The sequence below is a fragment of the Streptomyces sp. ADI96-02 genome (genome assembly GCF_003846185.1).
GTDB lineage: Bacteria > Actinomycetota > Actinomycetes > Streptomycetales > Streptomycetaceae > Streptomyces.
Genome location: NZ_ML123034.1, coordinates 1,168,727 through 1,191,255, shown reverse-complemented (window position 1 = coordinate 1,191,255; position 22,529 = coordinate 1,168,727). Strand labels below are relative to the sequence as shown.

General features: G+C 71.5%; 24 protein-coding genes and 2 pseudogenes. 18 read left to right on the top strand and 8 right to left on the bottom strand.

Going from position 1 to position 22,529, the window contains the following annotated elements:
• Positions 1-72: 72 nt before the first annotated feature.
• The 3 genes from fabG (at position 73) to EES43_RS05190 (ending at position 2,180) form a co-directional block, all read left to right on the top strand.
• Positions 73-792 carry a 3-oxoacyl-[acyl-carrier-protein] reductase gene (gene fabG, locus EES43_RS05200; protein ID WP_124267597.1) on the top strand — a complete coding sequence of 240 codons (720 nt, stop codon included), beginning with the start codon at positions 73-75 and terminating at the stop codon, positions 790-792.
• A gap of 5 nt (positions 793-797) precedes the next feature.
• Complete coding sequence (gene fabI / locus EES43_RS05195; RefSeq protein WP_124267596.1) at positions 798-1,565, top strand: enoyl-ACP reductase FabI; 768 nt, start codon at positions 798-800, stop codon at positions 1,563-1,565.
• Positions 1,566-1,805: 240 nt separating this feature from the next.
• The gene (locus tag EES43_RS05190; RefSeq protein WP_124271794.1) at positions 1,806-2,180 is read left to right on the top strand and encodes a hypothetical protein; all 375 of its coding nucleotides are present in this window, start codon (positions 1,806-1,808) and stop codon (positions 2,178-2,180) included.
• 67 nt (positions 2,181-2,247) lie between these two features.
• Here EES43_RS05190 and EES43_RS05185 read toward each other — a convergent pair whose 3' ends face one another.
• Positions 2,248-2,904: a FadR/GntR family transcriptional regulator gene (locus EES43_RS05185; RefSeq protein WP_124267595.1), complete on the bottom strand. Its 657-nt coding sequence runs from the start codon at positions 2,902-2,904 to the stop codon at positions 2,248-2,250.
• A gap of 155 nt (positions 2,905-3,059) precedes the next feature.
• On the opposite strand from EES43_RS05185, the gene EES43_RS05180 reads away from it, so the two are divergent.
• The 4 genes from EES43_RS05180 (at position 3,060) to EES43_RS05170 (ending at position 5,520) form a co-directional block, all read left to right on the top strand.
• Positions 3,060-4,361, top strand: coding sequence for a CynX/NimT family MFS transporter (locus EES43_RS05180; RefSeq protein ID WP_124267594.1), 1,302 nt, complete (start codon positions 3,060-3,062; stop codon positions 4,359-4,361).
• A gap of 17 nt (positions 4,362-4,378) precedes the next feature.
• A complete protein-coding gene (locus EES43_RS31700) occupies positions 4,379-4,495 on the top strand; it encodes an SGM_5486 family transporter-associated protein (RefSeq protein WP_006123569.1) in 117 nt (38 codons plus the stop codon).
• Positions 4,496-4,648: 153 nt separating this feature from the next.
• Positions 4,649-4,852 carry a hypothetical protein gene (locus EES43_RS05175; RefSeq protein ID WP_124267593.1) on the top strand — a complete coding sequence of 68 codons (204 nt, stop codon included), beginning with the start codon at positions 4,649-4,651 and terminating at the stop codon, positions 4,850-4,852.
• A 149-nt stretch (positions 4,853-5,001) separates the two neighbouring features.
• Positions 5,002-5,520, top strand: coding sequence for a SixA phosphatase family protein (locus EES43_RS05170; protein ID WP_124267592.1), 519 nt, complete (start codon positions 5,002-5,004; stop codon positions 5,518-5,520).
• 159 nt (positions 5,521-5,679) lie between these two features.
• Here EES43_RS05170 and serB read toward each other — a convergent pair whose 3' ends face one another.
• Positions 5,680-6,957, bottom strand: a complete 1,278-nt coding sequence (serB, locus tag EES43_RS05165) for a phosphoserine phosphatase SerB (protein ID WP_124267591.1) — start codon at positions 6,955-6,957, stop codon at positions 5,680-5,682.
• Positions 6,958-7,259: 302 nt separating this feature from the next.
• On the opposite strand from serB, the gene EES43_RS05160 reads away from it, so the two are divergent.
• Positions 7,260-9,863 (top strand): ABC transporter ATP-binding protein/permease, encoded by a 2,604-nt coding sequence (locus EES43_RS05160; RefSeq protein WP_124267590.1) that lies wholly within the window; start codon positions 7,260-7,262, stop codon positions 9,861-9,863.
• Between the two features lie 169 nt (positions 9,864-10,032).
• Here the strand turns inward: EES43_RS05160 and EES43_RS05155 are convergent, their stop codons facing one another.
• Together EES43_RS05155 and EES43_RS05150 are read right to left on the bottom strand one after the other, a co-directional pair.
• Positions 10,033-10,791 carry a transglycosylase SLT domain-containing protein gene (locus EES43_RS05155; RefSeq protein WP_124267589.1) on the bottom strand — a complete coding sequence of 253 codons (759 nt, stop codon included), beginning with the start codon at positions 10,789-10,791 and terminating at the stop codon, positions 10,033-10,035.
• Positions 10,792-11,157: 366 nt separating this feature from the next.
• Positions 11,158-11,889: an SDR family NAD(P)-dependent oxidoreductase gene (locus EES43_RS05150; RefSeq protein WP_124267588.1), complete on the bottom strand. Its 732-nt coding sequence runs from the start codon at positions 11,887-11,889 to the stop codon at positions 11,158-11,160.
• Between the two features lie 280 nt (positions 11,890-12,169).
• Here EES43_RS05150 and EES43_RS05145 point away from each other — a divergent pair, with 280 nt between their 5' ends.
• The 3 genes from EES43_RS05145 (at position 12,170) to EES43_RS05135 (ending at position 14,365) form a co-directional block, all read left to right on the top strand.
• Positions 12,170-13,315, top strand: a complete 1,146-nt coding sequence (locus EES43_RS05145; RefSeq protein WP_124267587.1) for a GAF domain-containing sensor histidine kinase — start codon at positions 12,170-12,172, stop codon at positions 13,313-13,315.
• On the top strand, positions 13,308-13,952 hold the full coding sequence (locus EES43_RS05140; RefSeq protein ID WP_124267586.1) for a response regulator: 645 nt from the start codon (positions 13,308-13,310) through the stop codon (positions 13,950-13,952). The genes EES43_RS05145 and EES43_RS05140 overlap by 8 nt, the downstream gene beginning before the upstream one ends.
• Before the next feature lie 161 nt (positions 13,953-14,113).
• The gene (locus EES43_RS05135) at positions 14,114-14,365 is read left to right on the top strand and encodes a chaplin (protein ID WP_124267585.1); all 252 of its coding nucleotides are present in this window, start codon (positions 14,114-14,116) and stop codon (positions 14,363-14,365) included.
• Between the two features lie 63 nt (positions 14,366-14,428).
• Here the strand turns inward: EES43_RS05135 and EES43_RS05130 are convergent, their stop codons facing one another.
• The gene (locus tag EES43_RS05130; protein WP_124267584.1) at positions 14,429-15,220 is read right to left on the bottom strand and encodes a hypothetical protein; all 792 of its coding nucleotides are present in this window, start codon (positions 15,218-15,220) and stop codon (positions 14,429-14,431) included.
• A gap of 122 nt (positions 15,221-15,342) precedes the next feature.
• Here EES43_RS05130 and EES43_RS05125 point away from each other — a divergent pair, with 122 nt between their 5' ends.
• The 4 genes from EES43_RS05125 to EES43_RS05110 all read left to right on the top strand — a co-directional run bounded on the left by EES43_RS05125 (position 15,343) and on the right by EES43_RS05110 (position 18,654).
• The gene (locus tag EES43_RS05125) at positions 15,343-16,140 is read left to right on the top strand and encodes an ABC transporter ATP-binding protein (RefSeq protein WP_124267583.1); all 798 of its coding nucleotides are present in this window, start codon (positions 15,343-15,345) and stop codon (positions 16,138-16,140) included.
• A gap of 94 nt (positions 16,141-16,234) precedes the next feature.
• Positions 16,235-16,663: an NfeD family protein gene (locus EES43_RS05120; RefSeq protein WP_124267582.1), complete on the top strand. Its 429-nt coding sequence runs from the start codon at positions 16,235-16,237 to the stop codon at positions 16,661-16,663.
• 173 nt (positions 16,664-16,836) lie between these two features.
• Positions 16,837-17,802, top strand: coding sequence for an SPFH domain-containing protein (locus tag EES43_RS05115; protein WP_124267581.1), 966 nt, complete (start codon positions 16,837-16,839; stop codon positions 17,800-17,802).
• A gap of 78 nt (positions 17,803-17,880) precedes the next feature.
• Positions 17,881-18,654: a sulfite exporter TauE/SafE family protein gene (locus EES43_RS05110; protein WP_124267580.1), complete on the top strand. Its 774-nt coding sequence runs from the start codon at positions 17,881-17,883 to the stop codon at positions 18,652-18,654.
• A 62-nt stretch (positions 18,655-18,716) separates the two neighbouring features.
• Here the strand turns inward: EES43_RS05110 and EES43_RS05105 are convergent, their stop codons facing one another.
• From EES43_RS05105 to EES43_RS05095, 3 genes are all read right to left on the bottom strand, one after another.
• On the bottom strand, positions 18,717-19,223 hold the full coding sequence (locus tag EES43_RS05105) for an HNH endonuclease (RefSeq protein WP_124267579.1): 507 nt from the start codon (positions 19,221-19,223) through the stop codon (positions 18,717-18,719).
• A gap of 139 nt (positions 19,224-19,362) precedes the next feature.
• Positions 19,363-19,899: a YbhB/YbcL family Raf kinase inhibitor-like protein gene (locus tag EES43_RS05100; RefSeq protein ID WP_124267578.1), complete on the bottom strand. Its 537-nt coding sequence runs from the start codon at positions 19,897-19,899 to the stop codon at positions 19,363-19,365.
• Positions 19,900-20,079: 180 nt separating this feature from the next.
• Positions 20,080-20,862 (bottom strand): sporulation protein, encoded by a 783-nt coding sequence (locus tag EES43_RS05095; RefSeq protein WP_124267577.1) that lies wholly within the window; start codon positions 20,860-20,862, stop codon positions 20,080-20,082.
• Between the two features lie 88 nt (positions 20,863-20,950).
• On the opposite strand from EES43_RS05095, the pseudogene EES43_RS05090 reads away from it, so the two are divergent.
• The 3 genes and pseudogenes from EES43_RS05090 to EES43_RS31140 all read left to right on the top strand — a co-directional run.
• Positions 20,951-21,103 (top strand): annotated as a pseudogene (locus EES43_RS05090) (DNA-3-methyladenine glycosylase); the annotation flags it as partial.
• A 32-nt stretch (positions 21,104-21,135) separates the two neighbouring features.
• On the top strand, positions 21,136-21,747 hold the full coding sequence (locus tag EES43_RS05085; RefSeq protein ID WP_124267575.1) for a DNA-3-methyladenine glycosylase: 612 nt from the start codon (positions 21,136-21,138) through the stop codon (positions 21,745-21,747).
• Positions 21,748-21,848: 101 nt separating this feature from the next.
• Positions 21,849-22,171: pseudogene (locus EES43_RS31140) on the top strand (DNA-3-methyladenine glycosylase); the annotation flags it as partial.
• Positions 22,172-22,529: the final 358 nt, after the last annotated feature.

Genomic DNA, 22,529 nt, shown 5'->3' with positions numbered 1-22,529 from the left:
CCGATTCCTCGATCGGAGCACGGTACCGATAGGTTTTTCGACGTACCAGACCGCCAAGGAAAGGGTGATCCGTTGAGCCGCTCGGTTCTCGTCACCGGAGGAAACCGGGGCATCGGCCTCGCCATCGCCCGCGCCTTCGCCGACAACGGCGACCAGGTCGCGATCACCTACCGCTCCGGCGAGCCGCCCCAGGCCCTCACCGAGGCCGGTGTCCTCGCGGTCCGCTGCGACATCACGGACGCCGAGCAGGTGGAGCAGGCATACAAGGAGATCGAGGAGAAGCACGGCCCCGTCGAGGTGCTGGTCGCGAACGCCGGTATCACCAAGGACCAGTTGCTGATGCGGATGTCCGAGGAGGACTTCACGTCCGTCCTCGACACCAACCTCACCGGCGCCTTCCGGGTCGTCAAGCGCACCAACCGCGGCATGCTGCGCGCCAAGAAGGGCCGGGTCGTCCTGATCTCGTCCGTCGTCGGCCTCCTCGGTTCGGCGGGGCAGGCGAACTACGCCGCCTCCAAGGCCGGGCTGGTCGGGTTCGCCCGGTCCCTGGCGCGGGAGCTCGGCTCGCGGAACATCACCTTCAACGTCGTCGCCCCCGGCTTCGTCGACACCGACATGACGCAGGTGCTCACCGAGGAGCAGCGCAAGGGCATCGTGTCCCAGGTGCCGCTCGGCCGCTACGCGCAGCCCGGGGAGATCGCCGCCGCGGTGCGCTTCCTCGCCTCCGACGACGCGTCGTACATCACTGGAGCCGTCATCCCCGTTGACGGCGGATTGGGCATGGGTCACTGATCACCATGAGCGGAATTCTCGACGGCAAGCGCATCCTCGTCACCGGGGTGCTGATGGAGTCGTCCATCGCGTTCCACACCGCCAAGGTGGCCCAGGAGCAGGGTGCCGAGGTCATCCTGACCGCGTTCCCCCGGCCGACCCTGACCGAGCGCATCGCCAGGAAGCTGCCGAAGCCGGCCAAGGTCATCGAGCTCGACGTGACGAACGACGAGCACCTGGACCGGCTCGCCGGGCTGGTGCGCGAGGAGCTCGGTTCGCTGGACGGCGTCGTCCACTCCATCGGCTTCGCGCCGCAGGACGCCCTCGGCGGCAACTTCCTCAACACCCCGTTCGAGTCGGTCGCCACCGCGGTGCACGTCTCGGCGTTCTCGCTGAAGTCGCTCGCCATGGCGTGCAAGCCGCTGATGAGCGACGGCGGCTCGATCGTCGGCCTCACCTTCGACGCCCAGTACGCCTGGCCGCAGTACGACTGGATGGGCCCGGCCAAGGCCGCCCTGGAGGCCACCTCCCGCTACCTCGCCCGCGACCTGGGCAAGGACGGGCTGCGCTGCAACCTGGTCTCCGCCGGACCGCTCCGCTCCATGGCGGCCAAGTCCATCCCGGGCTTCTCGGAGCTGGCCGACGTCTGGAACCACCGCTCCCCGCTCGCCTGGGACATGAACGACCCGGAGCCGGCCGGCCGCGGTGTGGTGGCGCTGCTCTCCGACTTCTTCCCGAAGACGACGGGCGAGATCATCCACGTCGACGGCGGCGTGCACATGATGGGCGCCTGACCGCCCGCTCCGCCCCGTCCACGGCCTCCGGCCGCGTACCTCCTTCCGCTCCGGGGAGGCGGTACGCGGCCGGAGGCCGTCCCCGTGCGTGGCGCTGCCGCCGCTCAGGTCGAAAAGCTCGGCGATCCACCGCAGAATGTGGAGGAACCGGACTTCTTGTCAGGCTGCGGGAGGGAGATCGCTGTGCGCCCGACGCGTCGCCCGCCCCGTGCCCGCCGCCCGCTCCCCGGCCGCCTCCCCCTGCCGCTCCGCCGCACGCGCCTGCTGCCGGCGGCAGCCGCCGTCGCCGCGCTGGCCCTGTCGCTGGGGGTGCACGCCGCGAGCGGCGCCGACTCCGGTACGCGCCACGGAGCCCGGCCCGCGCCCCGCGTGAGCGATCCCGCCGGATCGGAGTGCCGTACGGCCGTCGAGGGCTCCCGGGCCGTCGCGTACTGCCACAACCCCTACCCCTCCACCGACCTGGTCGAGCTGCACGTCGAGTGCGTCCGCTGGTGGGACGTCGACGCGGACGGCGCGGCCGTCGCGGTGGAGCCGGGGCGGACCGTGCGGCTGGAGGACCGCTGCTGGAAGGAGATCGCCACCGCCTGGGTCAGCCACCGCCCCGCCGGGCCGTGACGGGAGCCGTGGCGGGACCGCGGGCCCTTCGACGGGCCCGGCCCGCCTCCCCGCACCGCTCGGGCGGTCACTTCAGCGCGTGGCCCGCCGCCTCGGCCGCGGCAGCCTCCGCGTCCCCGGCCCGGATCGCCTCGATCAGCCGGGCGTGGTCCATATGGTTCTCCGGCCGCAGCTCGGGCCCCACGTCACCGCGTAGGTAGTCCCGCAGCAGGTCGCCCAGGTCGGCGTAGAGCTCGGTGAGGACGTCGTTGTGCGAGGCGGCCACCACCGCCAGGTGCAGCGTCGCGTCCGCCGCGACGAACGCCTCGGCGTCCCCGGCCGCCCACGTCTCCTCGCGCCGCGCCATCAGCAGGTCCAGCTGCCGCAGGTCCCGCTCCGTGCGCCGGACGGCCGCCAGCCGCGCCGCCGACGACTCCAGCGTCGAGCGCAGCTCCGCGATGTGGCGCGGATCCGCCGAGGCGAACCGGCGGTGCATCACCCCGGCCAGCTCACTCGTGGCGACCACGTACGTGCCCGATCCCTGGCGGATGTCGAGCAGGCCGTTGTGCGCCAGCGCCCGCACGGCCTCGCGCACGGTGTTGCGGGCCACGCCCAGCTGCTCGACCAGCTCGGGCTCGGTGGGAATCCGCGAGCCGACCGGCCACTCGCCCGAGGTGATCTGATTCCTCAGCTGGGCAATCACCTGGTCGGCGAGTGCCGAACGTCGCGGAGACGTCAGCGCCATGGTGCTCCTTGCTCTTGATCCTGCTCTCGATCCTGCCTGTGATCGGGAGGCTCCCGCCCGCCCGTGATCGGGAGGTCCGGGGCGAATCCTCTCAGGCGGGAGGGAAGGCCGGCAGGATTGGACAATCAATCATCCCATGATTCTATGATGGGCCTATGTCGGACGACGAGACCCAGACACTGCACCGCGCCGCCGGGCGCGCCGCCGCCGACCTCCCGGCACCGCGGATACCCGCGGGGGACACCCCCGCCCCCTGGCTGCTGCGCCTGATCGCCGTCGGGCTCGTCCTGGCCGCCCTCAACCTCCGCCCCGCCATCACCAGCCTCGGCGCCCTCCTCGAAGAGGTGCGCGACGGACTGCACATGAGCGGCACCCTCGCCGGCGTCCTCACCTCCGTACCGCCGCTCTGCTTCGCGGTCTTCGGCGTCATGGCCCCGCGCCTCGCCCGCCGCTTCGGCGCGGGCGCCGTCGTCTGCGCCGGCATGGGGGCCATCGCGGCGGGCCTGGCGCTCCGCCCGTACATCGGCTCCACCGCCGGATTCCTGGCCGCCAGCGCGCTGGCCCTGATGGGCATCGCCGTCAGCAACATCCTCATGCCGGTCATCGTCAAGCGCTGGTTCCCGGACCGCGTCGGCACCATGACCGGCCTCTACTCCATGGCGCTGGCCCTCGGCACCGCGCTCGCCGCCGCCGTCACCGTCCCGGTGACCGGCGCCCTCGGCGGCGACTGGCGCTCGGGCCTGGCCGTCTGGGCCGTCCTGGCCGCCGTCGCCGTCCTGCCCTGGGCCGTGCTCGTCCGGGACCGCACCCCCGCCCCCGGACAGGCCCCCGCCTCCGGGCGCGCCGAGGCCCGCCCCACGGCCGACGCCGCGCCCGCGCTGCGGATCACCCGCAGCCGGACCGCCTGGGGCCTCGCCTGCTTCTTCGGACTCCAGGCGACCGCCGCCTACATCACCATGGGCTGGATGCCGCAGATCTTCCGCGACGCGGGGGTCTCCGCCGGAACGGCGGGCGTCCTGCTCGCCGTGACCATGGCGATGGGCGTCCCGCTCGCCTTCGTCATCCCCCGCATCGCCGCGCGGCTGAAGCAGCAGGGCCCGATCGTCGTCGTCCTCGGCCTCTGCGGGCTGGTCGGCTACGCGGGCCTCTACCTGGCCCCCGCGGCCGGTGCGTGGGTCTGGGCGCTCCTGCTCGGCCTCGCCAACTGCGCCTTCCCGCTCGCCCTCACCATGATCGGCATGCGGTCGCGTACCGGGGCCGGCGTCGTACGGCTCTCGGCGTTCGCCCAGTCCACCGGCTACCTGCTCTCCATCCCGGGCCCGCTGCTGGTCGGCGTCCTCTACCAGCACAGCGGCGGCTGGGGCCTGCCCCTGGCCCTGATGGCCGGGCTCATGGTCCCGCAGATGGCGGCGGGCATCCTGGCCGGACGGGACCGGACGGTCGAGGACGAGTGCTGAGATGCGAGACTGGTCCCATGCCAGTGCTCGATCCGAACCCCCAGAACGGTCAGAAGAAGCTCCTCCTCGTGTTCGGGGCGATGCTTCTCGTGACAGTCGTCATCGGTGTGATCGCCACGATCGCCTCGCCCTGACCGCCCGCCCCCGCCGACCTGGGGGGTGGGGTCAGCCCCCCCCACCCCCCAGGGGGCCGAAGTCAGGGTGAAATGGGTGGAGCACCGGATGGGACCGGCCCGGCGAGACCCGTAGTTTCGGGGTGACGGACCCCGACACCCACGGAGACGACCATGCCGGCCCCCGCGCACCCCAGCCCCCACCGACCGGCCGAGGCCGGCGTGGACGTCCGCCTGCCCTGGTGGGCGGTGGCACTGCCCGCCGTCGCGTTCGCCGCGCTCCTGCTGCTCATGTCCAGCCCGGGGCGCGCGCACGCCGCCACCGACCCCGCCGTCGGACAGCTCGTCGAGCGCTCCTTCCAGCTCCTCTCCCGCTGACACGGCGGAAGCGGCGGCTGCCGCGGCGGGAGCGGGTCCGCCCGACCGCACCGGCCTCCGCCGGGGTGCGTGGATCTTTCCCGCACCCGCCCGGACCAGCGCGTCAACCCCCTGCGCCCGGGGCCGCGTTTCGTGCGAAGCTGAGGTGTATGAACGTCGAGACACCTCGCAGGATCGTCCTTCTCCGGCACGCCAAGGCGGAATGGTCGCAGGCTTCCGACCACGAGCGCCCGCTGGCCGAGCGCGGTCGCAAGGACGCGCCCGTGGCGGGCCGCCGGCTCGCCGATTCCGGCATCGACTTCGACCTGGCCCTGTGCTCCAGCGCGGTCAGGACCCGGGAGACGTGGAAGCTGGCGGTCCACGAGTTCGCCCACCGACCCCGGACCGTCTACGAGGAGCGGCTGTACGAGGCGTCCCTCGGCGAGCTGATCGCCCTGTTCAACGAGACGCCGGACGAGGTGCGCAACCTCCTGGTCATCGGGCACAACCCGGGCATGCACGGAGCGGCCGACGCCCTCTCCGGATCCGCCGAGGGCGACGCCCTGGCCCGGATGACCCGCGACGGCTTCCCGACGGCGGCCTACGCCGTCGTGGAGTTCCCCGGCTCCTGGAAGACCGTGGAGCACGGCGCCGGCCGGCTGACCGAGTACTGGACGCCCAACGACTGAGCCGCGCCCGAGGAACGCACGGGGCCCGACGCCCGCAGGCGCCGGGCCCTCCTGACGTCGCGCGCGGCCCCGCGTACGGGCCGTGAGCGGTGCTCCCGGCCCGGTCCCTCCGGCTCACTCCGCTCGATCGGCTCGATCGGCTCAGTCCGCTCAGTCCGCTCAGTCGAGGAGGCCGTCCGCCGCCTCGACCTCCTCCCGGGTGATGCCGAGCAGATAGAGCACGGTGTCCAGGAACGGGACGTTCACCGCCGTGTGCGCGGCGCGACGGACCACCGGCTTGGCGTTGAAGGCGACCCCGAGCCCCGCGGTGTTCAGCATGTCGAGGTCGTTCGCCCCGTCCCCGATGGCCACGGTCTGCGAGAGCGGCACCCCCGCCTGCTCGGCGAAGCTCCGCAGCAGCCGGGCCTTGCCCGCGCGGTCCACGACATCGCCCACCACCCGCCCGGTGAGCTTGCCGTCCACCACCTCCAGGGTGTTGGCGGAGGCGAAGTCGAGCCCCAGCCGCTCCTTGAGGTCGTCCGTGACCTGGGTGAAACCGCCGGAGACGACGCCCACCTGGTACCCGAGGCGCTTCAGCGTACGGATCAGGGTGCGGGCGCCGGGCGTGAGCCGCACCTCGGCCCGCACCTTCTCCACGACGGAGGCGTCCAGCCCCGCCAGCAGCGCCACCCGCGCGTGCAGCGACTGCTCGAAGTCCAGCTCACCGCGCATCGCCTGCTCGGTCACCTCGGCGACCTTGTCCTCGCAGCCCGCGTGGGCCGCGAAGAGTTCGATCACCTCGTCCTGGATGAGTGTGGAGTCGACGTCCATGACGACCAGGCGCTGCGCCCGGCGGCTCAGCCCGGCCGACACCACGGCGACGTCCACGCCGATCTCCGCGGCGACGGTCGCCAGCGCGGTGCGCAGCGCGCCGGTCGCGGTCCCCGACACCGCGAACTCGACCGCCGTGACCGGGTACTTCGCCAGCCGGAAGACGCGGTCGATGTTCCCGCCGGTCGAGGTGATGCTGGCCGCTATGGCGGCGGTCGACTCCGCGGTGAGCGGGTGGCCCAGCACGGTCACATGGGAACGTCCGTCGCCGCGCGGCCGGTTGTCGCCGATACCCGAGATGATCTCGGCCTGGAGCTTCAGCGAGTCGGCCCAGCTGTGCACGGTCGCCCGCAGGTCGCCCTCGGTCGTCCCGCCGGCGGTGGGCGAGGTGACCAGGGCGCACAGGACGATGCGACCGCGGGTGACGACCTGCTCGATGTCCACGACGTCGACGGCGTACGCGGCGAGGGTGTCGAAGAGCCCGGCGGTGATGCCGGGGCGGTCCTTGCCGAAGATCTTGACGAGAAGAGTGGGGGCGTCGCCGCCCGGACGGGGCTCCTCGCCGCTCCCGGGGGATTCGGGGAGGCCGGAGGACGACGAGGGCTGAGGTGGCTGGGATGCGCTCATGGTGCTTCCACCGTATCGGTCCCCGACGCGCTCCTCCCGGTCCGTCCCGAGTGCCGGACGGGCGGAAGACACGGCGGTGCGCGAGGCCCGGCACCCGAGGCCCGGTCCCCGGTGCTCACCGCTTCGTCCGCACCGGTGCCGCGTCCCCCCGAGGCGCACAGCGTCCGCGCAGGTCTCCGCGCAGGTCTTCGTACCGTCCTCGCCCGCCCAATTTTCGGATCCCGGACCGCTCCTGGAATAGTTCGCCACGATGTTCAGCATCCCTAGACCCCCTGCGACGGGGGTGACACGGGGGACGACAAGTGGGGCGCGGAGTGCCGGAACTCGTACTGGAATTGAATGGCAGCACCTGGACGCTCGATCCGTCCAGGTCGTACACCCTGGGACGTGATCCGCAGGGCGATCTGACGGTCGACGACGCCAGGGTCTCGTGGCGGCACGCCACCATCAGATGGAACGGCCGTAGTTGGTTCATCGAGGACCACGGCAGCACCAACGGCACCTACGCGGACGGGCAGCGGATCCAGCAGGGGGAGCTGGGCGCGGGCTCCGTGCTGCGCCTGGGCAACGCCACCGACGGGCCTCGGCTGAGCCTCGCCGCCGCCGCGGGCGCGGGCGGCGTCGGCGGGCAGCGGTCCGCCGGCCGGCAGGCCCCGGCGCAGCAGGAGGGACAGCCGGAGCGGGAACAGGAGCGACAGCGGGACGCGGCCCGGCCCGCGCGGCAGCCCGCTGCGCAGCAGCAGCCCGCTCCTCAGCACGCCCCGGCCCAGCACGCCCCGGCGCAGCAGCAGGCGTGGCAGCCGCAGCAGCACCACGTCCCGCAGCACCACATCCCCCACCAGCAGGATCCGGCCCACGCGGCCGGTCCGGCCCACGGCGGAGCCCCGGCCCACGGCGACCGCAGCCCGACCACGTTCCACCAGCTGGCACTCGGCCGCGTCATGCGGATCGGCCGCGCGCTGGAGAACGACCTGGTCGTCTCCGACCTCCAGGTCTCCCGCCACCACGCCGAGTTCCGCGCGACGCCCGACGGCCGCTTCGAGATACGCGACCTCGGTTCCCACAACGGGACGTACGTCAACGGCCTGCCGCTGCACAAGTCCGGCTCGGCGCTCCTCGGCCCGAACGACATCGTCGGCGTCGGCCACTCGACGTTCCGCCTGGTCGGAGACCGGCTGGAGGAGTTCGTCGACACCGGCGAGGTCTCCTTCTCCGCCCGCCATCTCACGGTGACGGTCGACGGCGGGAAGCAGATCCTCAAGGACGTCTCCTTCGGCGTCCCGGAGAAGTCGCTGGTCGCGGTCATCGGCCCGTCCGGCTCCGGAAAGTCCACCCTGCTCAAGGCGCTCACCGGCTACCGCCCCGCCGACCAGGGCGACGTGCTCTACGACAACCGGGACCTGTACAAGCAGTTCGCCGAGCTGCGCCGGCGCATCGGCCTGGTCCCGCAGGACGACATCCTGCACAAGGAACTCACGGTCGCCAAGGCCCTCACGTACGCGGCCAAGCTCCGCTTCCCGGCGGACACCACCGAGACCGAGCGCCAGGCCCGGATCCTCGAAGTCCTCGCCGAGCTCAAGCTCGACATCCACAAGGACAAGAAGATCACCTCGCTCTCCGGCGGGCAGCGCAAGCGCGTCTCGGTCGCCCTGGAGCTGCTCACCAAGCCCTCCCTGATCTTCCTGGACGAGCCGACCTCCGGCCTCGACCCGGGTATGGACCGCGATGTCATGCAGCTGCTGCGCGGCCTCGCCGACGACGGCCGCACGGTCCTGGTCGTCACGCACTCGGTGGCCGAGCTGGCCCTGTGCGACAAGCTGCTGGTGATGGCCCCCGGCGGCTCGGTCGCCTACTTCGGGCCGCCGGAGGAGGCGCTGAACTTCTTCGGCTACGGCAGCTGGGCCGACGTCTTCTCCGCCTTCGAGAACTACCGCGACTACGACTGGGCGGGCCGCTGGCGCGGCTCGCAGCACTACCAGATGTACGCCGCGGACATCGACGCGGTGGCCGCGCAGTCCGGCCACCTGCCGTCCTCCCAGCAGATGAGCCCGCCGAAGCCGCAGAGCTGGACGGCGCAGTTGTGGACGCTGATGCGCCGGTACGTCGCGGTCATCGCGTCCGACAAGGGCTTCATGGCCCTGATGCTCATCCTGCCCGCCGTGCTCGGCGGGGTCAGCGTGGTCATACCGTCCGACTTCGGTCTCGCCGAGCCCGAGCCGCCCTCCGCGTTCAACAGCAAGGCCGGGACGATCATGATGATCCTGGCCGTCGGCATGTGCTTCTCCGGCGCGGCCAACTCCGCACGAGAACTGATCAAGGAACGGGTGATCTACGAACGGGAACGGGCCACCGGCCTGTCCCGCTCGGCCTACCTGATGTCGAAGGTGCTCGTCCTCGGCGTGATCACGGCCTTCCAGGGCGTCATCCTCTGCGGCATCGGCTTCGCCACCCGCGAGCTGCCCGAGAAGGGCCTGCTCATGCCGCCGGCCGTCGAGATCTGCCTCGCCATCATCGCGCTGGGCTTCACCTCGATGATGGTCGGCCTGGTGATCTCCTCGCTCGTGCGGACCTCCGAGAAGACCATGCCCCTCCTGGTCATGTTCGCGATCAGCCAGATCGTCTTCACCGGCGTGCTCTTCCAGGTGCACGGGTCACCGGGCCTGGAGCAGTTCGCCTGGCTGATGCCGTCCCGCTGGGCGATGGCCGCGGCCGGCTCCACACTGGACCTCGCCCACCTGATGCCGCCGTGGGACCCGGACGACCCGACCGACCTGGACCCGCTGTGGGCGCAGACGACGGGCCAGTGGGGTATCAACATGTCGGTGCTGATCGCGATCGGCCTCGTGTGCGGCGTCGCCGTCGCCCGCCTGCTGCGCCGCCACGAGCCCGAGGTCATGCGCACGTAGCCGTCGCGGTACGCGCGAGCGGTACGCGGCGGACGACGGAACGACGCCGGAGGGCGGCACCCGGCGGGGCGCCGCCCTCCGGCGTCGGTGTGCGCGGCCGACGGTGGGGCGTCGGCCGCGCCGGCTCGAAAGGGAAGCCGGTCGTCGGACCGGCCGTACGGGCCGTGGATCAGTACGCGCTGTCGACGTTGTCCATCGAGCCGTAGCGGTCGGCCGCGTAGTTGCAGGCGGCGACGATGTTGGCGACCGGGTCGTACAGGTCCTTCTTGGTGCCCTCGACGTGGTAGCGGTCGAAGGTCGGCTGGATCACCTGGAGCAGGCCCTTGGAGGGGACGCCGTTGCGGGCGTTGATGTCCCAGTTGTTGATGGCCCACCGGTTGCCGCTGGACTCCCGCATGATGTTGCGGTGGATCCCGCTGTAGGAACCCGGGATGCCTTCCTTCTTCATGATCGACATCGCCTCGCGGATCCACCCGTCCAGGTTGTTGGCGTAGACGGGCTTGCGCGCGGTGGAACGGTTCGCCGCCTCGGAGTCGCGCTTCTTCGCGTCGGCCTTCGCCTTGGCGGCCTTCTCCTTGGCCTCGGCCGCCTTCTCCTTGGCCTCGGCGGCGGCCTCGGCCTTCGCGGCCCTGGCCCTGGCCTCGGCCTTCGCCTTGGCGGCGTCGGCGGCCTTGACCAGCTGCTCGGCGGTCGAGTGCTGCTCGATCAGGCTCTTCTGCACGGTCCTGGCCTGCGCGGACCCCGCTGCGGAGGTGAAGGCCACGGGCGCGGTGGCTGCCGCTGCCTGCGGGGCAATCTCGGCCTCGGCGTTCGACGGGACGAGCGAGAAGGTCAGGGCGGCGACGCCCAGGGCCGACACACCGGCCACGGAGATCTTCTGGACCTTGTTCAGACGACGGAGACGGCTGGGAATGCGAGTCGCGGACATGCAGTCATACCTCTTCGAATACGCAGGAGTCCTCACGGAGGACGAGACGGGAGGCGACAGTTCGCATCTCCGTCGGGGACGGCTGCAATTCTTAGCGGCAGCAAAAACCTGTGGCAAAGGTGTGACGTACGAAGACAGATAGTGGACCGCAGGGCCGTTCGCCCGAAATCTCCCACGAACAAGGCCGCTCAAATCGCCCTTATCGTCCACTAGCGGTCTTCGTAAGTGATCTGGGTCCTATGCGAGGGCTCACATCGGCGGTGCGGCTTTCTCACTGTTCGTTGCTCGGGCAATCCGGAGCGTCAAGATCCGCCACCGGGCGGGGGCCAAGAGCACCCGCCCCCGCGCCCGGCGCGTCGGGGGCGGTCACCGCCGGACCTCGAACGGACCTCGATCGGGCCCCGCGGGCTCCAGCAGCGCCGCCGCCGTGAACCGGCCGCCGGCCGGCCGCTCCCGCACCAGGCGAAGGAAGGCGGGCACCACGCTCCGCGGCGACGGCCGGTACTCCTCGCCCTGGGGCACCGCCGCCTCGTACAGGTCCGTCGCCATGTCCCCCGGATCGACGGCCCACACCCGCAGCCCCGGCTCCTCCTCGCCCAGCACCGCCGCCAACCGGTCCAGTGCCGCCTTCGACGCCCCGTAGCCGCCCCACGTCCCGTACGCCTCCACCGCCGCCTGCGAACTCACCACGACCACCGATCCCGCCGCCGAGGCCCGCAGCGGCCCCAGCGCCTCCTGTACGAGACCGAGCGCGGCCACCACGTTCGTCTCCAGCGCCTGTCGCAGCCCTTCCAGCGGCAGCGACTCCAGGCGCACCAGCGGCTCCGCGCCCAGCGCGCCCGCGTTGCACACCAGCAGATCCAGCCCGCCCAGCGCCCCGGCCGCGGCCACCAGGTCCGCCCGGCACCCCTCCTCCGTCACGTCCCCCGGCACGGCCGCCACTCGCGTCCCGTACCGCTCGCGCACCTCCCGTGCCGTCTCCTCCAGGACCCCCGCGGTCCGGGCGCCCAGCACCAGGTCCCACCCCTGACCGGCCAGCCCCTCCGCCAGCGCGCGCCCCAGCCCCTTCGAACCGCCCGTGATCAACGCGACCGGCATCGCGACCGTCCTCTCCGAACCCTCAGCGTCCACCGGGCCCTCCCGGCCGCCCCACCGTAGGAAGCCGCCCCCGCCCGGCGCCTCGCCCGGCGGTCGCATCCCCACCCGGCACCTTCGACGTAGGCCGCGGGCGGACCGGGCCGGCGGCGGGCCCGGTCCGGACACCGGACGACCTAGGACCTCCGACCGACGGCCCCGGCATAGGGACCTAGGCGCCGCGGCCGAAGAGCGCCGTCCCCGGTCCGATACGGCCGCCGGGCCCCGCCGGTACGGTGATCCCATGAGTCACCGCCCCGCGTCGGGCCTCGCAGCGGTCAGCGCCGCGCTCCTGGCCATGAGCCGGCATCTGGAGGTGGGCGACGTCCTGAAGACGATCGTCGCCTCCGCCCGCGACCTGCTCGACGCCCAGTACGCGGCCCTGGGCGTCCCGGACGACCACGGCGGCTTCGCCCAGTTCGTGGTCGACGGCGTCAGCGACGAGCAGTGGAAGGCCATCGGCCCGCTGCCCCGGCAGCACGGCATCCTCGCGGCGATGCTCCACCAGGCCCGGCCCGAACGCCTCGCCGACGTCCGCGAGGACCCCCGCTTCGGCGGCTGGCCCGACGCGCACCCCGACATGTCCGACTTCCTCGGCCTGCCCATCACGGACGGCGACGAGATCATCGGCGCGCTGTTCCTCGCGAACAAGCAGTGCCCCAAGCCCGAGGGCGGCTGCGGCTTCACCGCCGAGGACGAGGAGCTGCTGGCGACCCTCGCCCAGCACGCGGCGATCGCCCTCACCAACGCCCGCCTCTACGAACGCAGCCGCGAGCTGACCATCGCCGAGGAGCGCACCCGCCTCGCGCACGAGCTGCACGACGCGGTCAGCCAGAAGCTGTTCTCCCTGCGGCTCACCGCCCAGGCCGCCGCCGCCCTCGTCGACCGCGACCCGGACCGCGCCAAGGGCGAGCTCCACCAGGTCGCCAACCTCGCCGCCGAAGCGGTCGACGAGCTGCGCGCGGCCGTGGTGGAACTGCGCCCCGCCGCGCTCGACGAGGACGGGCTCGTCGCCACCCTCCGCACCCAGATCCAGGTCCTGGACCGGGCGCACGACGCCTCCGTCACCTTCGGGAGCAGCGGCGTGCGCGCGCTGCCCGCGAGCCAGGAGGAGGCGCTGCTCCGGGTCGCCCAGGAGGCCCTGCACAACGCCCTGCGCCACTCCGGCGCCGCCCACGTGCGGGTCACCCTGACCCGGGACGGCCCCGCGACCGTCCTGCGCGTCACCGACGACGGCGGGGGCTTCGACCCCACCGCCGTCCGGCGGGCGGGCCGCCATCTCGGACTGGTCTCCATGCGCCACCGGGCCAAGAGCGTCGGCGGAAGACTCACCGTTGTTTCGGAGCCCGGCGAGGGCGCCACGATCGAGATGGAGGTCCCCGGTGGCTGACAAGATCATCAGGGTGCTGCTGGTCGACGACCACCAGGTGGTCCGCCGCGGGCTGCGCACGTTCCTTGAGGTCCAGGACGACATAGAAGTGGTCGGCGAGGCGTCCGACGGAGCCGAGGGCGTCGCCCGTACCGAGGAGCTGCGCCCCGACGTCGTGCTCATGGACATCAAGATGCCCGGCACCGACGGCATCGAGGCGCTGCGCCGGCTCCGCGAGCTCGACAACCCGGTCAAGGTCCTCATCGTCACCAGCTTCACCGAGCAGCGCACCGTCGTGCCCGCCCTGCGCGCCGGAGCCTCCGGCTACGTGTACAAGGACGTCGACCCGGACGCCCTGGCCGGCGCGATCCGCTCGGTCCACGCCGGCCACGTCCTGCTCCAGCCCGAGGTCGCCGGCGCGCTGCTCGCCCAGGACGACGCCGGCGGCGGGACCGGCCGGGGGAGCACCCTGACCGAACGCGAGCGCGAAGTGCTCGGCCTGATCGCCGACGGCCGCTCCAACCGCGAGATCGCCCGCGCCCTCGTCCTCTCCGAGAAGACGGTCAAGACCCACGTGTCGAACATCCTGATGAAGCTCGACCTCGCCGACCGCACTCAGGCCGCGCTGTGGGCGGTCCGCCACGGGGCGGCCGGCTGACCGGCTCCGGCTGACCGGCTCCGGCCGACCGGTTCCCGACCGGGATGAGATTCATACTGTCGGGTGTATGTCACCCGAACGGCGCATCCTTCCGGGCCTCCCCCCGTTCTCCAGGGCGTGCTGCGGCTGCCTGCCGCAGCCTCTCTGTGGAGGAACCTGAAGTGAAGAACCTGAAGAAGGCCGCCGCCATCACCATGATCGCCGGCGGGCTCGTCGCCGCCGGCGCGGGCGCCGCCTCCGCCACCGGCCACAGCGGCGCCGACGCCCACGGCGCGGCCACCCACTCCCCGGGCGTCGCCAGCGGCAACCTCGTCCAGGCCCCCGTCCACGTCCCCGTGAACGCGGTCGGCAACACGATCAACGTCGTCGGCCTGCTCAACCCGGCCTTCGGCAACCTCGGCCTGAACCACTGACCCACCCCGCGAGAGCCGGACGCCCCACCCGGGGCCGTCCGGCTCTTCCGTTCCCCCCGGCCCCTACCGCCCCACCTCACCGCTCTCCACATAGGCGTTGTACGCCGCCACCCGCGCCCGTCGCGCCACCCGCTCCACCGGACGCAGCGCCTCGCCCCGCGCCGCGATCTCGGACGCGCTCACCGCACCGCCGTGCCCGTTCTCGTACGCCACCGAGACCAGCAGCCCCACCCGCTGCGCCAGCTCCAGCACCCGCACCGCCCGCGGCGGATAGCCCGGCGCCAGCACATCGCGCGCCCGCGACCCCTCCGCCCGCGCCCGGTACGCGTCCACCGCCGCCCGAGCCACCGGCCCCGAACCGGCCACGTCCAGCCGCGACAGCACCGCCGTCGCGTCCCGCAGCGCCTCCGCCAGCTCCCGCTCCGCCTCGCCCAGCGACGGTACGTCCGCCGGCGGCGCCTCCCGCACCGGCAGCACCCGCCACACCACCTCCACGTGCACATCCCCCTCCGGACCCGCCTCGCTCACCTCCGGCACCAGCCCGTACGGCAGCCCGTACACGACCACCGCCTCCTCGGCCTCCAGCGCCCGCGCGTTGAAATCGGGCGGACCGCTCAACCCCAGCGGATGCCCCGGCACCGGCAGCGCGACCCGGAAACCGGTCGCCCCCAGTGCCCGCAACCGCCCGAGCGCCAGCGTGAGCCCGACCGGCCCCGCCTCCCCGGGAAGCCCCTCGACGCGGTGCACCGCGTCCTGTCCGACGATCGCGAGGGCGGCGTCGTCCGGTGGGACGAGCCCCGCCAACAGCGCGTTCCCCCAGGCGGCCAACAACCCTGAACGTGGTTCGACAAGCATGCCGACAGCCTAGGGAACGGACCTCACGGCCGGAGCACTCGCGCGGTGGCGTAGGTTTTCCCTGGGAGCTGTGCCCACAGGCACGCGACGATCTCGAAACTGCATGGGGAGACAACGCGCTCATGAGCGATGTACTGGAGCTGGTGGACGTATCCGTGGTCCGCGACGGACGCGCTCTGGTGGACGACGTCTCCTGGTCGGTCAAGGAGGGAGAGCGCTGGGTCATCCTTGGCCCCAACGGCGCCGGGAAGACGACCCTCCTCAACCTCGCCTCCAGCTACCTCTACCCGAGCCGGGGCACCGTCGCCATCCTCGGCGAACACCTCGGCGGCGTCGGCACCGACGTCTTCGAACTGCGGCCCCGGATCGGCATGGCGGGCGTGGCCATGGCCGACAAGCTGCCCAAGCGCCAGACCGTGCTCCAGACGGTGCTCACCGCCGCGTACGGAATGACCGCCACCTGGCACGAGGACTACGAGGCCGTCGACGAGGAGCGCGCCCGCGCCTTCCTCGACCGACTCGGCATGACCGAGTACCTGGACCGCAGGTTCGGCACCCTCTCCGAGGGCGAGCGCAAGCGCACCCTCATCGCCCGCGCCATGATGACCGACCCCGAACTGCTGCTCCTCGACGAGCCCGCCGCCGGACTCGACCTCGGCGGACGCGAGGACCTGGTGCGCCGCCTCGGCCGCCTCGCCCGCGACCCGTACGCCCCCTCCATGATCATGGTCACCCACCATGTCGAGGAGATCGCACCCGGGTTCACCCACGTCCTGATGATCCGCCAGGGCAGGATCCTCGCGGCCGGGCCCATGGAGACGGAGCTCAGCTCCCGCAACCTCTCCCTCTGCTTCGGCCTGCCGCTCGTCGTCGAGCGCACCGGCGACCGCTACACCGCGCACGGCCTGCCGCTGTCCTGACGGACCGCGCCCACCGCGTTTCCCTCGCCGCCCGACCGCAGTTGGCCGCCTCTGCGCCCTGTCGGCAACGGGCCGACAGTCCTACGATGACCATGTGGACATCGACGCGTGGGTGTGGTGGCTGATCGGCGCGGTGGGACTGGGCATCCCCCTCGTCCTGACCGCGATGCCCGAATTCGGGATGTTCGCCGTCGGGGCGGTGGCCGCCGCGGTCGTCGCGGCCCTCGGCGGCGGCATCGTCGCCCAGGTACTGGTCTTCGTGCTGGTCTCGGTGGCGCTCATCGCCGTCGTCCGGCCGATCGCCGCCAGACACCGGTCCGGCCGGACCGGCCACCCCAGCGGCATCGACGCCCTGAAAGGCCGTCAAGCCGTCGTCCTGGAACGGGTGGACGGCTCCGGAGGGCGGATCAAGCTCGCCGGAGAGGTCTGGTCGGCCCGCTCCCTCGACGCCGACCAGGTCTTCGAACCCGGCAGCCAGGTCGATGTCGTGGACATCGACGGAGCAACGGCCGTCGTCATGTGAGCGAACCGGGCACACGGCGGGCCGAGGTCTGCCAGACTCGAAGTCGATCATGTCGATCATGTCGATCATCATGAGAACCCGGCCCGGACCGCATCCGGCCACCACCGGGCCCACATGAGGATCCGACCCCGATCACCGCGATCCGTCGGCAACCGAAGGGCACGAGAGACACGATGCAACCGATCATCATCGTCCTGATCATTCTGGTGGTGCTCGTCTTCATCGCCCTGATCAAGACGATCCAGGTCATCCCGCAGGCCAGTGCCGCCATCGTGGAGCGGTTCGGCCGCTACACCCGCACCCTGAACGCGGGCCTGAACATCGTCGTCCCGTTCATCGACTCGATCCGCAACCGGATCGACCTCCGCGAACAGGTCGTGCCGTTCCCGCCACAGCCGGTGATCACCCAGGACAACCTGGTCGTCAACATCGACACCGTCATCTACTACCAGGTGACGGACGCCCGTGCCGCGACCTACGAAGTGGCCAGCTACATCCAGGCGATCGAGCAGCTGACCGTCACCACCCTCCGCAACATCATCGGCGGCATGGACCTGGAGCGCACCCTCACCTCGCGCGAGGAGATCAACGCCGCCCTGCGCGGCGTCCTCGACGAGGCGACCGGCAAGTGGGGCATCCGCGTCAACCGCGTCGAGCTCAAGGCCATCGAGCCGCCCACCTCCATCCAGGACTCGATGGAGAAGCAGATGCGCGCCGACCGCGACAAGCGCGCCGCGATCCTCACCGCCGAGGGCATCCGGCAGTCCCAGATCCTCACCGCAGAGGGCGAGAAGCAGTCCGCGATCCTGCGCGCCGAGGGCGAGTCCAAGGCCGCCGCCCTGCGCGCCGAGGGCGAAGCCCAGGCCATCCGCACGGTGTTCGAGTCCATCCACGCCGGAGACCCGGACCAGAAACTCCTCTCCTACCAGTACCTCCAGATGCTCCCGAAGATCGCCGAGGGCGACGCCAACAAGCTCTGGATCGTGCCCAGCGAGATCGGCGACGCCCTCAAGGGCCTCAGCGGCGCCTTCGGCAACCTCGGCGGCGGCATGCCCGGCTTCAACAACGGAGGCAACGGAGGCAACGGCGGCAACGGAGGTGGCGCCGTCGAGCGCCGCGAGGAGCCCCCGGTCTCCTGACACCGGCCCTCCTTCGGGCATGATCAGTGAGGCCCCTCGACCTTCATGGCGGGGAGGCGTCACTGACCACCGAAGGAGATGGCCTTGTCCATCTGGGAAATACTCGCGGTCTTCGCGGCCGGCGTCGGCGCGGGCACGATCAACACGATCGTGGGCTCGGGCACGTTGATCACCTTCCCCGTCCTGCTCGCCACCGGCCTCCCGCCGGTCACCGCCACCGTCTCCAACGCGCTGGGACTCATCCCCGGCTCCATCAGCGGCGCGATCGGGTACCGCAAGGAGCTCGCCGGCCAACGCCGCCGCGTCCTCAGACTGAGCGCCGGCGCGGCCATCGGCGGCCTCGCCGGAGCCACCCTGCTGCTGGCCCTTCCCTCCACGGCCTTCGAGACCATCGTCCCGGTCCTGGTGGCCCTCGCCCTCGTCCTGGTGATCCTGCAACCACGCATCAGCAAAGCCGTCCAGCGCCGCCGCGAACGCACCGGGACCCCGGCCCGCCCCGACGGCGGCCCGCTCCTGTTCACCGGCCTGACGCTCGCCAGCGTCTACGGCGGCTACTTCACCGCCGCCCAGGGGATCGTCTACCTCTCCCTGATGGGCATGCTGGTCGACGACACCATGCAGCGCCTCAACGCCGTCAAGAACGTCCTGGCCGCCGTCGTCAACAGCGTCGCCGCGCTGTTCTTCCTCTTCGTGGCGGACTTCGACTGGACCGCCGTCGTGCTGATCGCCGTCGGCTCCGCCATCGGCGGCCAGATCGGGGCGAAGGTCGGCCGCCGGCTCAGCCCCGCCGTCCTGCGCGCCTTCATCGTCGTCGTCGGAACGGCGGCCATCGTCCAACTGCTGCTCCGCTGACACGCGTGTGCCAGCCTCCCCCGGAAGGCGGGCATACGGGCACAGCAGGCGGCGCAGGCCGACTACGCCGCCGAGCCCTCCAGCCACGCCGGCAGCTCGGACCGGTCACGCGCCCCCATCGCCAGCAGCATCGCCTCGGCGGGGGAGGGGACGAACGGCTGCCGCAGCAGTGGCATCCCCGCCTGCTCCGGGGTCCGAGCGGCCTTGCGGTGGTTGTCCTCCGCGCACGACGCCACCGTGTTCAGCCAACTGTCCCGGCCGCCCTGGGCGCGCGGCACCACATGGTCGACCGTACTGGCCCGCCGCCCGCAGTACGCGCACCGGTGCTGGTCGCGTATGAGCACGCCCCTCCTCGACCACGGGGCCTGTCTTCGGAACGGCACCCGTACGTACCGGCAGAGCCTGATCACCCGGGGCGCCGGAATGTCCACAGCTGCACCGCGCATACGGAGCTCGGGATGCGCCTGCTCGACGACGGCCTTGTCCGTCAGGATCAGGACCACCGCACGGTTGAGCGTCACCGTCGACAGCGGCTCGAAGCTCGCGTTGAGAACCAGCGTGTCACGCATCCTGCCCACCTTCCGTGTGCCGCCTGCCCCCTGGCAGGCCCGGATCAACTCTGGCTGGGCGGGCCGCGATGGACAACGCAATAAAAAAGGGCCCTGCCCAGGTCTCTCCAGGACCGGGGCAGGGCAAACAGCGGACGGACTAATCGCCGGTGGGCGCCTCGTACTCACCGATCAGCCGCGCACGCCCCAGCGTGTGGAACCGGAGGTTGAAACCGGCCACCGCGGGCGACACATCGCTGTCGACGCCGAGCTTCTCGGAGTCCACCGCGTACACGGTGAACACATAGCGGTGGTTCTCACCGGCCGGCGGCGCCGCCCCGCCGAAGTCCTTGGACCCGTAGTCGTTGCGCGCCTGGACGGCGCCCTTCGGCAGCCCTTCGAACGATCCGCTGCCGGCGCCGGCCGGCAGCTCCGTCACCGACGCCGGGATGTCGAAGACCACCCAGTGCCAGAAACCGCTCCCGGTCGGGGCGTCCGGGTCGAAGCACGTCACGGCGAAGCTCTCGGTCCCCGCCGGGAACCCCTCCCACCGCAGATGCGGAGAGCTGTTCCCCGCCGCAAGCACCTGTGCGTCGCCCAGCACGCCCCCCGGCGCGAGATCGTCGCTCACCACGGTGAACGAGGGGACCTCCGGGTGGAAGTCGTGCGGCAGCGGCGCCCTCTTCGGCTCGGTCACGTCAGCACCTTTCCTGAACGGCTCGTCTGCTGTCGGCGGGCCGGCCCGCCGACTCCCGGCGGACCGTCCTCCCGACGACCCTACGGCCTGTGCCGCGAACGCCGGCGGTTCGGCGAGCGGCGCGGGCCGACGCCGCACGCCGAACGCGGGGAACGCCCGCCAGGGCCGCGGGACAGTGCTTCAGAGCCAGTTGCGCTGTCCGCCGACCTGCGCCAGCCACTGGTTGAGGTACGCCGCCCAGTCGGTCTGCCGGTAGTCGTTGAGACCGACCTTGAAGGCACGGTAGGAGTCGCTGCCCTCGCTGAACAGCCCCGGCTTCTTGTCCATCTCCAGGACCACGTCCATCTCGCGGTCGTCGGCGATGAACGTCAGCTCGACCTGGTGCAGCCCGCGGTACTGCTGCGGCGGGACGAACTCGATCTCCTGGTAGAACGGCAGCCGCTGGCGCGTACCGCGGATGTGACCGCGCTCCATGTCCGCGCTGCGGAAGCCGAAGCCCAGCTGCCCGAAGGCGTCCAGAATGGCCTGCTGGGCCGGGAGCGGATGCACGTTGACGGGGTCCAGGTCGCCGGAGTCCAGCGCGCGGGCGATCTCCAGCTCGGTGGTGACGCCGATGTTCATGCCGCGCAGGTGCTGGCCGGCGAACATCGTGATGGGCGTCTCCCACGGGATCTCCAGACCGAACGGCACCACGTGCACCGCTCCCGCCTGGACCTCGAAGGCGCCGCCGAGCCGCTGCTTGGCGAACTCGATGTCCTGCTTCGTCTCCTGGTCGCCGCCCTCGACCTCGACCCGGGCCTGGAGCCCGACGGAGAGCCCCTCGATCTGCTGGGAGACCGATCCGCCCTGGATCCGCACCTCGCCCTGGACGACGCCTCCCGGTACGACGTTCAGCTCGGTGAGCTCCGTCTCCACCGAAGCGCCACCGGCGCCCATGCTCGCGAGCAGCCGCTTGAAGCCCATGTCTTCTCCATCCTTGGTCCTGACCCCTACATACGCGTGACGACCGTAGCCGGTTCCCGCGCTCGCGTTCCCAGTACCCTCGGGCGCCATGGACAAGGGCTTGCACCGCACACCGCTGACCCGGGACTCCTTCGACCGCTCCGTACGGGACGTGGCCCCCGACCTGCTGGGCCGCACCCTCGTCCGCCGCACTCCGGACGGCGTCATCGAGCCGCGCCTGACCGAGGTCGAGGCGTACGCCTGCTTCACGTACGGCATGTCAAGGCGGTCGGCATGAACGTCGATCTCCTCGCCCGTCCTGCCGAAGAGGTCGCCTCGAGATTGCTCGGGAGCGTCCTCACCTGCGAGACCCCCGAGGGAACCGTGAGCATCGCCATCACGGAAACCGAGGCGTACTCCGGTACGGCTGACCCGGCCTCCCATGCCTACCGAGGCCGGACACGCCGCAACGCCGTCATGTTCGGACCCGCAGGGCACCTGTACGTCTACCGGTCACACGGCCTCCACTGGTGCGCCAACGTCGTCACCGGGACGGACGGCATCGCCTCGGCCGTCCTCATCCGGGCGGGCGGGGTCATCGAGGGGGAGGACCTGGCTCGCAAGCGACGAGGGGAGAAGGTCGAGAGCGCACGGCTCGCCCGAGGTCCGGGGAACTTCTGCCAGGCACTCGGCATCGCGGGAGAGCACAACGGCGCAGAACTTCTGACAGGTACCTCGATCGTGCTGTCCGAGGGTGCGCCGGTACCTGCCGCGCTCATCCAGGTTGGTCCTCGGGTAGGTGTGAGCAAGGCCCACGACTGGCAACACCGGTTCTACCTTGCCGGTGATCCGACGGTCTCGGCGTACCGACTGAGCCCGAGAGCCAGACCGCCCGCCGGAGCCTGAGACGCTGTGCGCCTTGCTCACGGCCCGCCGGTACGTCGGAGCGAAGTTGGGTCGACGCGCACCCGCTGCGATGCAAGGTCTGCCAGCTCGGCCCGGATCCAGGTCAGGTCGGCGTCGGAGCCCACCTCACCCGCGAACGGCGGATCTCGGCCCGGAACGACAAGGAACTGGCCAAAGGCCCGGCCCGCCTCGCCACCCGCCCTCGACGTCGACCGAGCGCTGAACCGCAGCGACCTCCGCGCCGGCCCGAGCGCACCCTTCTCCTTCCTGCACGGCGCTCCGCCCGCCCCCGACCAGGTGCGCAGCGGACCGCGTACGGGCGTGGGCGGCGACGGCGAGCATCAGCCCGTGGCGCTTCCGGATCGACGGCGACCCCACCGTGGGCCCCTACCGGGCCCATCTACCGCGCCGTCGCGCAACTTGACGCGCCGCGGGCAGCCGCCTAATGTAGTCCGAGCCGCTTGACACGGGTACTGCTGTCGGCACGGTCCATCGGATCGGGTCGAGCAACCTGGAGCGGCCACACCACTACCTACGATTCGCCCTGGCGGGCATGAATTCGGCATGCCCGTAATTCAGTCGACAAGCTCGATTATGAGCTGCCAAGGGAATCGGCTAACGTAGTGGACACGCCGAAAGGCAAGGCCGCTCCACAGGCCACCAGAATTCAAAGTCGGACCGGAAACGGGACGAAAAAGAGTCTGGTAAAGTTGGAAGCGCTGGAAAGGGAGAACGCGAAAGCGGAGGACCTGGAAAGCGGAAAATGGTTTGACCCGCTTCGA